Annotated in this window: 9 protein-coding genes; 6 read left to right on the top strand and 3 right to left on the bottom strand. The window is 54.0% G+C overall.

Annotated elements, in window-relative coordinates; all coding sequences use genetic code 11:
- Position 1: 1 nt before the first annotated feature.
- The 6 genes from C5Y83_RS02820 (at position 2) to C5Y83_RS02795 (ending at position 12,752) form a co-directional block, all read left to right on the top strand.
- A complete protein-coding gene (locus C5Y83_RS02820) occupies positions 2 to 700 on the top strand; it encodes a pirin family protein (RefSeq protein WP_105328132.1) in 699 nt (232 codons plus the stop codon).
- 36 nt (positions 701 to 736) lie between these two features.
- On the top strand, positions 737 to 1,165 hold the full coding sequence (locus tag C5Y83_RS02815; RefSeq protein WP_105328131.1) for a DoxX family protein: 429 nt from the start codon (positions 737 to 739) through the stop codon (positions 1,163 to 1,165).
- Positions 1,166 to 1,334: 169 nt separating this feature from the next.
- Positions 1,335 to 2,756: a sulfatase-like hydrolase/transferase gene (locus tag C5Y83_RS02810; protein WP_233207061.1), complete on the top strand. Its 1,422-nt coding sequence runs from the start codon at positions 1,335 to 1,337 to the stop codon at positions 2,754 to 2,756.
- 226 nt (positions 2,757 to 2,982) lie between these two features.
- On the top strand, positions 2,983 to 4,860 hold the full coding sequence (locus C5Y83_RS02805; RefSeq protein WP_233207055.1) for a redoxin domain-containing protein: 1,878 nt from the start codon (positions 2,983 to 2,985) through the stop codon (positions 4,858 to 4,860).
- Between the two features lie 243 nt (positions 4,861 to 5,103).
- Complete coding sequence (locus C5Y83_RS02800; protein WP_158262203.1) at positions 5,104 to 9,015, top strand: mechanosensitive ion channel domain-containing protein; 3,912 nt, start codon at positions 5,104 to 5,106, stop codon at positions 9,013 to 9,015.
- A 206-nt stretch (positions 9,016 to 9,221) separates the two neighbouring features.
- The gene (locus C5Y83_RS02795) at positions 9,222 to 12,752 is read left to right on the top strand and encodes a hypothetical protein (protein WP_105328127.1); all 3,531 of its coding nucleotides are present in this window, start codon (positions 9,222 to 9,224) and stop codon (positions 12,750 to 12,752) included.
- Positions 12,753 to 12,755: 3 nt separating this feature from the next.
- Here the strand turns inward: C5Y83_RS02795 and C5Y83_RS02790 are convergent, their stop codons facing one another.
- The 3 genes from C5Y83_RS02790 to C5Y83_RS02780 form a co-directional block, all read right to left on the bottom strand.
- The gene (locus tag C5Y83_RS02790; protein WP_146117600.1) at positions 12,756 to 13,145 is read right to left on the bottom strand and encodes a hypothetical protein; all 390 of its coding nucleotides are present in this window, start codon (positions 13,143 to 13,145) and stop codon (positions 12,756 to 12,758) included.
- Between the two features lie 51 nt (positions 13,146 to 13,196).
- Positions 13,197 to 13,520, bottom strand: coding sequence for a divalent-cation tolerance protein CutA (cutA, locus tag C5Y83_RS02785; protein ID WP_105328125.1), 324 nt, complete (start codon positions 13,518 to 13,520; stop codon positions 13,197 to 13,199).
- A 128-nt stretch (positions 13,521 to 13,648) separates the two neighbouring features.
- Positions 13,649 to 15,196 carry a hypothetical protein gene (locus C5Y83_RS02780; protein ID WP_105328124.1) on the bottom strand — a complete coding sequence of 516 codons (1,548 nt, stop codon included), beginning with the start codon at positions 15,194 to 15,196 and terminating at the stop codon, positions 13,649 to 13,651.
- Between the last annotated feature and the right edge of the window lie 4 nt (positions 15,197 to 15,200).

Raw genomic sequence — 15,200 nt, 5'->3', positions numbered from 1 at the left:
CATGATCCAAGTCCGCAAATCTGCCGACCGTGGGCACGCGAACCATGGTTGGCTCGACACATACCACACGTTCTCGTTCTCAACGTACCAAGACCGAAATCATGTTCACTTTCGGGCACTACGGGTCATGAACGAAGATCGTGTCGCCCCCGGGCAAGGTTTTGGTACGCATCCGCACAACGACATGGAGATTGTCACCTATGTGCTGGAAGGAGCATTGGAACATAAAGACTCGATGGGAAATGGCGAGGTCCTTCGCCCAGGCGAATTCCAACGGATGACAGCCGGCACCGGTATCACCCACAGCGAATTCAACCCATCGAGCACTGAACCAGTCCACCTGTACCAAATCTGGCTATTTCCTGATCAAAAGGGTCACACGCCTAGTTACGAACAGAAGCGATTTCCCGACGACCAGTTGCACAACCGGTTGAGGGTGGTCGCTTCACCGGATGCCGAGGAAGGTTCGTTGGCAATCCATCAAGACGCCAAGATCTACCTCAGCAAGCTCGACAAAGGAGCCAGTATCGAGCAGTCAATCGCCGAGTCACGTCATGCATGGCTGCAAGTGTTGCGAGGAAGCGTTCTCCTCAATGGAACCCCACTGGCAACAAGTGACGGCGCGGCAGTCAGCGAGGAACGACTGCTGAAGATCGAAGCGAGCGAAGCTGCTGAGATCATGCTGTTCGATTTGTCGTAAACAATCATCCTTAACGTATGTCAGAAGAGATCCACCATGAATCCAGTTGTCCAAGGCATTTTGACCGTCATCGGTCGTGTGTTTATCGTCACGATCTTCCTGCTGAGTGCGGTAGCAAACAAAATCCCGCAGTTTGAAGGGGTGTCCCAATACATGGCTTCCGAAGGTGTGCCGGCTCCACAGTTCATGCTGACGGGTGCGATTCTATTTCTAATCGCCGGCAGCTTGTCGATTGTCTTGGGGTTTAAAGCCCGTATCGGTGCTGGTCTGCTGCTAACGTTTTTGGTCTTAGCGACTTACTTCTTCCACGACTTTTGGACGTTTGAAGGCGAGGCAGCCCAGATGCAAACGATACAGTTCATGAAGAATCTCTCGATGATGGGCACCATGCTGTTCCTCATTGCCAATGGATCGGGCAAATGGAGCCTGGATGATCGTCTAGCCAGCGGAGGTGAGGCTACCTGAGATCCTCCCCCAAGACTTTTTTGAGGTAGCAGCTCTCCCTCCAGCAGAAGCACGTCCAGATCGCACGGGACGTGCTTTTGTTTGCGCGTGGAACGAGCCTCGTGGGTCAGGTATGCTGGTAGGCACTGCTACTCTACCTCATCCTTCCATCCCCCCTGGGAGATTTGCCGTGATCCGCATCTTCTCGCTCGTTCCCCTTGTCGTTGCCGCTTTGGTTACCTTCGCGGAAGCGGCCGATAGCAAACAACCGAACATTCTCTTCATCTTCGCGGACGATCAAAGCTACGAAACGACCGGCTATCGCGGGATGACTCAGGTCAAGACGCCCCATATCGATCAGTTGGCAAAGCAGTCTCTTTCGTTCAATCGAGCCTACAATCAAGGTTCGTGGAGTGGAGCGGTTTGCGTCGCCAGCCGCACCATGCTGAACACGGGGCGATTCGTGTGGCATGCCAACGATGTCTACAACACCACCGAAAAGGAACGCCAGGAAGGTCGCCTCTGGTCCGAACACTTGAAAAAGGCCGGCTACCAAACCTACATGACCGGCAAGTGGCATATTAAAGCCAACGCCCAAAAGGCCTTTGATGTCACCGGTCATGTTCGGGGAGGCATGCCACAACAAACGCCAGAAGGTTACGATCGTCCGAAAAGCAAGGACGATAAGACATGGCAACCATGGGACAAGAAGTTTGGAGGTTTCTGGGAAGGTGGCAAACATTGGAGCGAAGTTGTTGGAGACGAAGCGGTCAGCTTCCTCGAAACCGCTGCCAAGGATGACAAACCGTTCTTCATGTATATCGCATTCAACGCGCCGCACGATCCCCGACAATCGCCCAAAGAATTTGTCGACATGTATCCTGCGGAAGAAGTTGAGGTCCCCGAGGATTTTCTGCCAGTCTATCCCGAGAATAAAGAGATCGGTTGTGCTCCCACACTACGCGATGAACACTTGGCCCCATTTCCTCGCACTAAGTACGCGGTGCAGGTGAATCGCCAGGAGTACTTCGCGATCATCACCCACATGGATCAACAAATCGGTCGCATCTTGGAGGCGCTCGAGCAAACAGGGAAAGCGGACAACACGTATGTCTTCTTCACCGCCGATCACGGTCTGGCATGCGGCCACCATGGCTTGATGGGCAAGCAAAACTCGTACGATCACAGCATTCGCGTACCGCTGTTAATCTCAGGACCTCAAATCAAACCCGGCGAGAACGAGGCGGCCGTTTACTTGCAGGACATCATGCCGACGACTTTGGAACTGGCCGGAATCAGTAAGCCAGACCACGTCGAGTTCGAAAGTCTGCTGCCGGTGGCACTTGGCGAAAAGGAAACATCTTACGACGCGATCTACAACGCATATCTCAACTTGCAGCGAAGCATTACCGAAGATGGCTTCAAGCTGATGATCTATCCGAAAGCAAACACAATCAAATTGTTTAACTTGACGGAGGATCCGCACGAGATGAAAAACCTGGCCGACGATCCGAAATATGCCTCTAGGAAGAAGGAACTTTTCGCCACCTTTCAGATGTGGCAAGAAAAGGTGGGCGACAAGCTGAAAATTGATCCCACGCTGGTCGATTAGTGCACCACTAACGGGTGCTCGAGGGGCGATTTCTATCGGTTCGTCCGATGAAGAGCAAATATATCGATCGCAGCGAAACTATCTCGTTAGCAAGCTAGTATTTTTCTCGAGGACCTAGAAACCTACTTCGACCGGCAGGTTTCGACGTATTTGGCCGTTGACGTCTGGAAGGATTGCGTGCCAAACTCATTTGATACCTTGCGATCTCGACATGGAGTCCCCCCTCGTGAAGTCTTTCGTTCCGCTGCTTTCCGTTGGTCTGGCATTACTGATTGGCGTTCCAGCTTCCCTCGCTGAGGAACCGGCGCCAACGCAAGTTAGTGCCTTTCAGGCCAATTTGACGCGTCAAGATCACACCGGATCGGTACACGAACTCGCCCCGCATTCGCGGAAAGCGGTTCGCGTTTTGGTTTTCATGACCGGCGAGTGCCCCGTCTCGAAAAGCTATTTCCCGGTACTTAACGACCTCTATGCCAAGTGGGGGAAGAACAAGGAAGCCGTTCAACTATTGGGTGTTTGGGCAGACATTACGCAAACCCCACAGCAAGTTGCTGAGTATGCGCAAGAATACGAGATCGCCTTTCCCATTCTGCTCGATCGTGACGCTAGCGTGGGCAAAGCACTGCAACCAACAAACATTCCCGAGGTCTACGTCTTGGATCATGAAGGGAACGTTGCCTATCGCGGCCGAATTGATGACCGCTTCTTACAGCTAGGTCGAAGCAAGCCAGAGCCAACCGAGAAGACATTAGAACTTGCGGTCATATCGTTGGTTTCTGGGTTGGAAATTGCCGTTCCTTATCAGGAACCGATCGGCTGCTATTACGAATTACCTCCAACGCCCAGCCCAACCGAAGCGCAATTGACATTCAATAAGGACATCGCGCCGATCTTGAACGCCAATTGCGTCGTATGTCATCGCGAAGGCGAAGTCGGTCCCTTCCCACTTACCAGCTACATGGATGCGGCCAAGCGTGCTCGTCAGATCGCTCGAGTTGTCGACTTGAAACTGATGCCCCCATGGAAAGCTGCCCAAACGCATGGCGAATTCGAAGGGCAACGAACATTAACGGATCACGAAATTGCAACGCTTAAGGCCTGGGCGAAAACCGACCGAGCTGAAGGAGCCCCCGAGGATTTACCTCCCCAGCCGACCTTTGCTGCCGACTGGCACTTGGGAACGCCTGATTTGATTCTGGAAATGGAAGCGGACTTCGAAGTCCCAGCTGGCGGAGCCGATATCTTCCAGAACTTCGTGATCCCGTACGACATCCCTGAGGACAAGCTGGTAGCGACCGTCGAATTCAAACCGGGCGATGCCAGCGTCGTTCATCACTCGCTGCTCTACCTGGATAGCAGTGGCAAGGCTCGCCAGAAAGATGCCGCAACACCGGAGCCAGGTTACTCCACCTTTGGCGGACCTGGCTTTATTCCGTCGGGCTCGATCGGTGGCTGGTCGCCTGGCAAGACGCCTCGTCCACTTCCGGATGGCTTAGGACGTAAGATGGGGAAGTCGTCCGATCTGGTGATGCAGATTCACTATCATCCAAGCGGCAAAGCAACGAAGGATCGTTCGAAAGTCGGCATCTACTTTGTTGACAAACCAAAGAACGAAGCCTTCGCAGTTTGGACCTCTTCATTCGATTTGGACATTCCGCCGGATGAAGCAAACTACGAAGCGAAGGCTTCCTACAAGTTGCCAACCGAACTGACCATGCTAAGTTGCATTCCTCACATGCACTTGCTGGGTCAAGAAATGACGGTGACAGCAAAGCTGCCAGATGGTAGCACCAAGCAACTCATCCATGTTCCCCAGTGGGACTTCAACTGGCAGGACGAGTACATGTACTCTGAGCCGTTTACGCTCCCTGCTGGCACGGTACTAAATGTTGTCGCGCGTTACGACAACTCGACGAATAATCCATCAAACCCGAGCTATCCTCCAGAGCGAGTGACGTTCGGCGAGCAGACGACTGACGAGATGCTATACTGCTTCTTTCTTGTGGCCGTGGACGATCCAAAATTGGTTCCCGTTGTCGCTGGTGATTCGTTGACCCACGAAGCAATCCGTCGCGCGGCGCACCGGCTCAAAGGGGGCCGATAAGCCACCCTAGGGCGTTTTTTGGCCGTGCTAGGAGCCGCTAGCACGGCTGGGTCCATTCTTCTCTCGAATCCGGTCTGATCTCGATTGACCGGTCGGTAGGCAACCTCTATCGTATCGCGCCCGTTGTAGTTTGGCTTCCGCCGCGCGAAGCTGACGCAACGAGAATTACGGATAATTGCGACGTTATGACCACCGTTCTTTGGACGATGGTCGTCGGGCGAACGGGAAGAAATTATGATGCGAATGACGCGCTTGTCGATGGGCGCTTTCTTAGGTTTGGTTGGTCTGCTGGCGATTGCATGCCCCACTTGGGCACAGCAGAACTCAGGCCCCATCCCCATCACATTGGATGGTGGCGATGCGCCTGTTCAGCCGTACCGCGGTCCCGTGCCAATTCAATACAATCCCGGCCCGGAACAACAGCGTATGGCGCAACAGCCTTCGCAGTATTCGCAACCGATGAGTCAGCCGCAGTATCAACAGCAACCTCAGCAGCAGCAACCATCGCAGTTCACTAATCCACAAAATATCCCGCAGCAAAACGCGGCGGCCCAACAAGCCCCTTACCAACCAAGCTTCGGGCCGAATTCGGTGCCGCAGAACAGCACATTCACCACCCAGGCTCCTGCACCAACACCTCAGCCGGCCGGACAGGCACCACCAGGGATCGGTTCTCCCGAAGAAGAGCTTACACTTGAAAAGATCGAATTGCAGCGTAAGGAAGCAGAAGAAGCAACTGATCTGAGCGAGGACAACAAAAAGCGAATCGCCGAGTTGTATCGCAATGCTGCGGCGAAGCTGAAGGAAGCTCAAGACCTCGCTGCCAAGGTCTCCGCCTTCAGCAACGATGCCAAGCCGGAACTGCTTCAACAAACGCTGGATGCCAAGAAGCAGCAGTTGGCCGAGCTTCAAAAATTGAAGCCTGAGACATTTGCGGAAGTCCCCTTGGCGGAACTTGAACAGCGAATGGCCAAACTGGAACTCGACAGTACGGTGCTTCGAAAAGATAAGATAACCGCGGAGAACGAACCCAAGCGTCGCTCGGATCAGCGGAAGACCATCCGACAACAAATGATCGAGTTGCCCAACAAAGCGGGCGAACTCCGCCAAAAACTGGAAGCACTGTCACCGGACGAAGTTCCGCTAGTTGCCAAGGCAATCAAGACCGACCTTCTGGCCCGCCGTATTGCTCTCTTTGAACAATATCGTGCGATGGAAGCAGAACTTCTGAAGTACGACGCGGAAGACGCGGTCGACTTAGTACGTGTCGAGCGAGACCTTGCGGCCCAGAAACTCGCCTTCGCTGACCAAACCTCCAAGGCAATGGCCGATCAAATCAAGATCAAGCGTGCCCAGGCTGCGGACGAAGCGGTTCGCCAAGCTCGCCAGCAACTGATCATGGTTCAACCGGTGCTGCGTACCTACGCGGAACGCAACCAAGAACTTGCGGAAACGAACCAAGAGGTAACCAAAAGCCTCGCCGACGCCGAGAAAGCTTACAACGAAGCGCGCGACGAATTGGTTACCCTCCGAGATCAGTTCAACAAGACCAAGAAAAAGGTAGAGCAGTTAGGTCTAACCAATGCAATCGGCGTGCTGCTGCGAAAGCAACGTACCGAGCTACTTGAGAAAGCACCATGGCGTGCCGAAGCGACCGCAAGCCAAACACGAATCGACGAGGCGCAGTTCAAGCAGTTCGAGTACGACGACGACCGTAAAGAACTCGGCAACATTGAAACACTTGTCCAACAAGTGATGGATGAATCGAGTGAGGAAGATGTCGCCAAACGCAACCAACTGGAAGCCGCCGCTCGCGACCTATTCGAAAAACAGCAGAGCCTGCTCAGCGATCTCAATAACAACAACCAGAAGTACATCGATAAGATGATCGAGCTGAACGTCACCGAAGACGAGACGAACAGCCTGATTGCAAAGTACCAAGCCTTCATCGACGAACGCGTGTTGTGGATTCGTAGCGGTAATGTTCTGGCCACCGAACTTCAACTCGATGACTCCGACCGAGAAGCGTTGTCGCCGGCAGCCTGGATCGGTGTGGGGCAATCGCTGTGGTCCGACTTGAAACGGAACATGCTACTGTACGTAGTGATCGTGTCGACGTTCCTTGGCTTTGTCATCAAACGAGGACGCTTAAAGAATGATCTCCGCGAACTGGGCGAACTGGCTCAGAAGCCGGGGTTCTTTGGCTTCCTGCCGACCGTCCGGGCAATTTTGTATTCGCTGCTATTATCGGCTATCAATCCAGCGTTCATGGCGTTTATCGCTTGGCGACTGATGGAGTCCGGCAGCGAGAACAGCTTCTCGAACGCGGTGGGCAACGGTTTGTTCTGGACCGCGGTGATGTGGTTCCCGCTCGAATTGATTCGCAACATTTGTCGTGGCAAGGGACTCGGCGAGTCGCACTTTAAGTGGCCAGAATCATCGCTCCGACTTCTCGGCCGCAGCATGGCCTGGCTCACGCCGGCGGTCCTTCCATTGACCTTCATCACGGCTGCCTTCTACGCGAGCGATCCAACGCACGGACACGACGCCTTCGAGCGTATCTGCTTCATTTTGCAGATGATTGTCATGGCGGTATTCCTAGGTCGGATCTTGCATCCAACTGGGGTTTTCCAAGAGTACATTGCCTACAACCAAGGTGGTTGGTTCGATCGCTTGAAGTACGTCTGGTACTGGTGTGCGGTTGTTTCGCCGCTGGCTTTGGCAGGGCTTGCCTTCTGGGGATATTACTACACAGCGCAAGTTCTCTCCTGGCGACTATTCGCAACACTTTGCTGCATTCTGGCACTCATGCTGGTTCGTGCGTCGGTCATGCGGTGGATCATGCTGGCTCGTCGTAAGCTGAGCATCGCCCAGGCCCGCGAACGTGCTGCAGCGGCCGCGGCCCAATCTGGCGAATCGGCAGCGGCTTCGCTCTCGAACTCCATCATTGCGGAACAAGCCAAGACGGAACTTTCGGCTCATAGTGCCCAGACTCAACGATTACTGACGACCGGCATGTTCACAGCCGCGCTTGTCGGGATGTGGCTTATCTGGAGTCAGGTCATGCCGGCCCTCAGTATGCTGGATGATTACTCTTACACGATTGAAACGGGCGAACAAGTCGCCGACGCGTCTGGCGGATCAGATGATGCAACGGCCGCGATGACTGGCATGCCGAAGACCGACAGCAAGGGAGACGAAGGGAAAGACGGCGAGTCGCAAGACGCCAAGTCAACGACAGCCGATACCGATACATTCGCCACTGAGAATAAGAACGTCCGTAAGATTACGATCTTAACGATCGCCTTCGCAGCATTGATCTTAGTGCTGACCTTAGTATTCGCGCGCGACGTACCTGGTGTGATGGAGATGGCCATCTTACAACGATTGCCGCTCGAACCCTCGGTACGTTATGCAATAACCTCGCTAACGAGCTACGGCATCGTAATGCTTGGCATCGTGTGGGCCTTTTCGACGCTCGGCCTGCAGTGGTCTCAAATTCAATGGTTGGCTACCGCATTGACATTCGGTTTGGCGTTCGGCTTACAGGAAATGTTTGCCAACTTTGTTGCTGGGATCATCATCCTGTTCGAGCGACCAATTCGTGTCGGTGATATCGTGACCATTCACGATGTGACAGGCGTTGTCTCTCGAATCCGCATTCGAGCCACCTCGATCACGAACTGGGATCGCAAAGAATACGTCGTGCCGAACAAGGAATTTATCACCGGTCGTCTGCTGAACTGGACGTTGTCTGACACGGTAAATCGCGTGGTTATCAATGTTGGTGTTGCCTACGGGACAAACACCGAAGACGCGCGACGTATCTTGCTTGAGATTGCCGAGAAGAATCAGTACCTCATGAAAGACCCCGGCCCATCGGCTGCATTTGAAGGATTTGGTGACAGCACCCTCAATCTGGTACTTCGCGCCTACTTGCCGAATCTCGAAAACCGTATTCAGGTCATCACCGATCTGCATACTCAAATCGATATGGCATTCCGCGACGCCAAGATCGAAATTGCCTTCCCACAACGCGATCTACACATCCGCACGGCTCCTGGAGTCGCTGCGGCATTGGGTGTGCCGGAAGCTAAGTCGAAAGCAAATGAGGTCATTAGCGAACAAAAAGAGGCTAAACGGGGAGCCGCCTAACCGCTGCCCTTAACCTTTAGCGACAACGCTCGATGTTCTCGCTAAAGGTTAAACGGCTTCCCGTTTTATCACGACCTTTGGCAGCATCTTCTCGGTGGTCCGCAATCGGACGCTAGCAGGCAAGTCGCTCTGGCTTGAAATATCAGGATGCGATACAACTCGCTCGGGAATATGCGCGCACGGTTCCGCGAATCAAGGTGAGAGCGATGAAGAAACGACCCAAGGATGGGGATTTCACGAGCGAAACAGGGTCCAGCAACCTAGGCAGTGCCTGGTCGAAATGGCGTCCACTGGTTGTCGTTGCCGGCTTGGTTTTGCTGGTACTTATGCTCCCTTCAATTGCTGCACGCACGCCAATGCTTAGCTGGGGCATCGCTCAGGCAACCTCCGGCCTCAACGCGCAAGTCCGTGTCGACTCGGCTTCACTCGGTTGGTTTTCGCCGGTCATCCTGCATGATGTGCACGTTGTCGATTTGGACGGGGAACCGATCGCAGAAATTCCTTCGATTCGCATTAGCAAGTCGCTGCTTGGACTCATCAGCAACACTAGCGACCTTGGAACGATTGAAATCAATCGCGCGACAGCTCATGTTGTCGTTCATCAAGGGACAAGCAATATTGAGAAGCTTTTTCCCGAAGCCAGCGAAGCGCCGATCGATGCCGATTCAAGTGGCGGCCCCTCGACGCCCCGCAAGTTTCGTCTTGTGGTGCGCGAAGCAACGGTCCATCTGGCCGATGGCAACTCGTCGCGAAACTGGACGCTCGAAGATGTTTCGACCGATGTTGACTGGCGAGATCCGACCGTGCCTGCCTCGTGTACGTTTTCGGCGAATCTTCGCGATCGACAGCAGATGGGTATCTTGCAGGGAAAAGGCACCCTGCCTGGTGTGGCAGGCGACACACAGTTCACCTTGGCAACGAAGGGACTGCCTCTAGGAGTGATGGAACTGTTGGCCAGCCGTATCGGCGAACCATGTATCACCCAAGGTGAGTTGAATGGTCAAATCGAATTAGTCTCGTCCCATGCCGGCCCGGCGCTACGATGTAATTTAGAAGCGTCGCAAATCGCGGTTCGAATGCTGCAGTCCGAACGTGGCAACGGTTGGAATAACGGCACCCTGCGAGCCACCGGTGAAATTGCCTTAGCAGGCAATCAAATTATCGCTCGCCAATTCACCGTGACCACGGACTGGGGTCAAGTACTTGCCGACGGTATTATTCCCGCTGGGCTGACTTCGGCCACAGCGCCGAATGCTTCGCCACAAAACCTATTGGGCAACCAGCCATGGGAACTACGCGGCACCGCGGATTTAGCCCGCTTAGCGAATGCTTTTCCCGATCTCCTTCAGATTCGACAAGGGGTCGAACTCAACGAAGGCCGCATCTCGATCAACTTAGCGAACGCCCTCGATACCGGCGAACCGATGGTGAAGGGCGGGGCAGTGATATCCGATATCGTGGCCACTGTGAATGGGCGGAGTGCCAAGTGGCAACAACCGCTCGAAACCTCGTTCGCGCTGACGATGCCGGAGGGGGAACTCCATCTCGATACCATCGCCTGCCGCTCGTCTTTCCTTACCGCGGAAGGTCAGACCAACGGCCCTGAGACAAACATCAACTTCCAACTGGATGCGAATCGTCTGGTGACTGACCTTTCCCAGTTCGTCGACCTGAATGGTAATCAGTTCGCAGGGACATTCGATGGATCGCTCCAGATCCAAAATCAGGGAGCAGGACGCATAGTTCTCGCCGCCCAAGCGAACGGAGCCGATGCCCTGTGGTCGCAAGGCCCGCAAACGCTGCTCTCAGAAAAGAGCATTCAAACACAGATTCAAAGCACGTTGATTTGCGGCGACGGACAAGTACAGCAAATCGAATCGGCGATCGCCATGCTGAAGACAGGGCAGACAGCCCTCAGCGTTCAAACCTCCAGCGGCATCACGTTAGGAGAAAAGGCGACTTGGCCCATCAAAGTGCAACTTCAAGGTCCGATCGATCCCGTCTGGGCGCAGCTTAAAGCTGCCTTGGGGATGGACGATTTCCATATCGGAGGCAATGGGTATGTGCTCGCCAAACTTAACCTGGCACCAAATCAGTGGGACCTGGAAGGCGTCAATATCGATGTCAACGACTTCGCGTTGGTAGGACCGCTGACACAGATTCACGAAAACAAGTTGAAAGTCGAAGGGAGCGCGAAGATTGACTGGGACGCTCAGCATTTTTCAGCGCCTCAATTTGTCGTCGTAGGAACCACGGTTTCGGCTCGCGCCACGAAGTTGGCCGTGCCGCTGGGCGCAACAGGAACCGCTTCCGGGCAGTTAGCTTATCGCGTCGATCTGAGCCGGGGTATTCATTGGGTGTTACCTCCCCAGTGGTTGGGCCAAACTCAGGTTGCCGGCGAAATGGCAGGGACAATGACCTTGGCCAAAGATGATCAAGGAATCGTCCTGCAAAACAATGGACAGATCGCAAATTGGGAAGTTCGCGTTCCCACGACAGCTCAGCCAACTCAACTAGTCCAAGTGCAACCGGCTGCGGCCATTCAGCAGTCGGTCCGCTGGCACGAACCAAACTTAGCCTACATGCAATCGGTCAGCTTAAACCCCCAAGAAGACTCGTTAGCGATTCATGATTGTCAGGTTCAATCGTCCGCGCTAAGTCTTTCGATTAAGGGAGGCGTCAGCCATCTTTCAACCGATGGTAACCTCTCAATCAACGGTCAAGCGAATTACGACTGGAGCAAGCTATCGCCAATCCTCGCCGCATTCATGGGACCGCAGGTTTCAATCCAAGGCCAACAGGCGTCTAACTTCCAATGGGCGGGACCAATCTGGCCAACAGGCGAATCGGTAGGAGCCAATTATGTCATAGCGCCGACCTGGGAAGCCGGAGGCGAACTCGCATGGAAGCAAGCCAATATCTACGGGATCCCAACGGGTGAGACCACGATGAATACTCAACTGCGACAAGGCGTGTTGCAGTTAACGGCGAACAGCCCCGAGGTGAGCGGTGGCCAACTGGCATTCCGTAGCCAGTTGCACTTAAACGCTACGCCGATGCAGTGGCACCTGCCGCGTGGTCGAATGATTGAAAGCGTCGCGATCACACCTCAGATGTGCCAAGGCTGGCTTCGCTATGTCGCTCCAATATTGGCCGACGCTACACGCGTGGAAGGCAAGTTCTCACTTGATATTGAAGCGGGACGATTCCCTGTGTTCGATCCTATGCAAGGAGAAGCGAGTGGAGTGCTAAGCATTCAAGGAGCCGAGGTTCGTTCCGGACCATTGGCACAAGGATACGTTGCCTTGGGACGTAATGTCGAAGCGCTAGTGAAAGGGAAACCGGCGTCGGCGATCGATCAAGGTTCCGCCTCTTTGTTGACATTGCCCCCTCAGCAAGTGGGGTTTCGCTTAGCAGGAGGACGTGTTTACCACGAAAATCTGATCGTACAATCGGGCGACGTACAAATGGTGACGTCCGGCTGGGTCGACGCAAACCAGCAAATGCAGTTAATGGTCTCCATCCCGGTGAAAGACAACTGGATTCAAAAGGCACCCTGGTTAGCTACGATGCGTGGCACAGCGGTAACGGTACCGATCCGGGGCTCGATGCAGAATCCACAAATTGATAGCCAAGTCATCGAGAACATGGCTCGCGGTATGCTTAACAACGCTGCTCAAGGAGCCATTCAAGAAGGAATCAATCGCGGCCTCCAAGAATTGTTCCGACCTCGCTAACGATCAGCGGACGACGGCAAAGCGGCGGAATTCCCCTTCATCGATGAAGACTCCCTCGTCTGTAAGCTGAAAGATCAAGTCGGTACCAGGCCAGCCGAAAGCACTGAGAAGAGTATCGAAAGCGGTCTCGGAACAGCTACCCTTCATCTCAACAACGTGAAGACTGGCGTTGCGATCATAGACGACCCCGTCAACTTGCCATGGCTTGAGATCGCCAACTTCACCGACCCAGACGAATGATCCGTCGGGCTCGAAGAACATTCGTGGCAGTTCGTTCAGATGCGACTGTGCTACCTCAAATGAAGCGCCCATCGGCTCACCTAGTGCGGCAGGCGATACCGAGAGTGTCTGCAGACGTAGTCCGCGAATAGCGACAATAGGTCCCAATTGCATGGAGCGGGGCCGAGCATGCACTGAGACATTGAATCGAAACATGTGAGTTGACTATTCCGTAGTGACCTGATCCGCTAACCATGCCAGATAGTCGGTCGTCCCGTTGGTTATAGGAAGAGCGATTATCTCAGGCACGTCATAACTGTGGTGTTTGCGAATCAGATCGGCCAATGGCGTGAACGCCTGCTCGATAGTCTTTATCGAAAGCAGGTATTCCTCGTCTTTTTGCACCGCGTCTTGCCATCGATAAACGGAAATGATCGGGCCGGTAATCTGCACACAACCAGCCAGAGCACGTTGCACAACGATTTCCGCGAGCCGCTCTGCGTCGGCGCGAGAATTTGTGGTCGTCTGTACTACGATGACTTGAGACATGCCAGGATTTGCCCAAAAAACGAGACGATTATCCGACAGGTCTGCCCCTGCGAATAGTCTACTTGAATACTTGCCGATGTGGTCGCGTGATCGTCTGTGGGTTGCCGCAAAGGGCAAACCCACCGGCGTTACTGCCGCACAGAATCGACAGAATTCCGCGCAGGACCCGCCATTTTTTCCTGAATGGTGTGCGGCGGAGCGGGAATTGAATGCCCCAATGAAGATGTAGACTTGCTAACGGGACGGGGCTCTGGTCGGAGAATCGGTCGCCCCATCGGAGCGGCCATTTCCTGGGCTCCATCGATGCGAATACGACGAATGGGTGAAGGGGCTGTCCCCAGGATTCCGTTCCACACCTCGTACGGAGCCCCTTGTCGCTCGTCATCGCGATAGAAGGTTAAGTAGGTCATCTTCTCTGCTGGCAAGAATTCGCGCCAACCTTCATTGCCACGAGTCGGCATGTAAACTCTTCGCCAAGTCCCGCTGTTGAAATACAACTGACTTAACACATAACCATCCGCAAAACTGGCATCAAGCGGAACCGTTTCATCGGCATGGGTATGACCGAAGACAATGTGCTTGGCGCGGCGATTACGGAAGTCAGCTTCGTCCATTGCGAACTTCGAAAGGGAACTGGACTTTCCACCCGATTGAAGACGGAGCCAGTCCATTATCCGCGTTCCCCAATTATCATCCTCTTGCTCGCGAAACTTCAGCAGGGATTCCAATGCGTCGAGATTACGTACGCCCAGCGATTGATAACGGTCGACCTGGTGCACCAAGGGCATTAGTTTGTCGACCGCTCGATCCCAACAATTCTTAATCTCGAATTGCAAAGACGTGACTGGGCACGAGACCCGCATCATCTGACGAAGACACAACGGCGCCATCACCAACGGACGGACATGATCAAGTTCCTGAATGCCAAGCTGGGCCGAGGCCGGCAATTGGTCCGCCAAGCCATGTTGCAGTTCAAATCGAAATGGCATCAACCCTTCGACCAACAACAGATCGTTCAGACTCGTTCGATCACGATGACCGCTAAAGCTCAAGTTATCAAACACATCTCCGTGTCGAGCAAAAACGCGATGTTGGCGGAGCATCAGATTGAGTGAAACATCTTCGCGTGGTTCGTGCGGGAAGGGTTCAGACGCGGAATTTGCCAAACCGAGCGTATCGACTATCGCGCTTCGCACATGGTTCATCTCAGGGCCGGTGACATGGAGTGGCCAATCGGCATCACCTACCATGTAATGTAAACGGACCGGAACTGGCTGAAGATCGTTCTCGAAAGCGGGCTTACCGTTTTTAGCCCCGGCAGGAATCCGAATTGTTTGCCGTTGGCTGAGACCGCGCAAGATCGAAGCAGTTTCAACGTTGCGACTTAGAATACCGGATACGATCGAATTGACGCGTTCCGCGAACTCACGACTTGGTTGGCTGTTCCATGGCTTCGCACCATCCATCAACCACCGTGACGAACGCATAATGTCGAACACGTCACCCAGCAATAAGATATCGATGCCGGGTATTGGATTGTAAGTGCCATCGCTACGCCAAGAGGCCCGCACCGCCAGGTCCTGCAAACGTTCACAAAAGATACGAAATGCCCCCGGATCCAGGGTTTCACAACTGGTACCATCGGTCAGATGTAAATCGCTAAGAATTACGAGCATTCCA

The organism is Blastopirellula marina (genome assembly GCF_002967765.1).
GTDB lineage: Bacteria > Planctomycetota > Planctomycetia > Pirellulales > Pirellulaceae > Bremerella > Bremerella marina_A.
The sequence above is the reverse complement of the archived record's forward strand: the minus strand, read 5'-3'. Positions and strand labels throughout refer to the sequence as shown.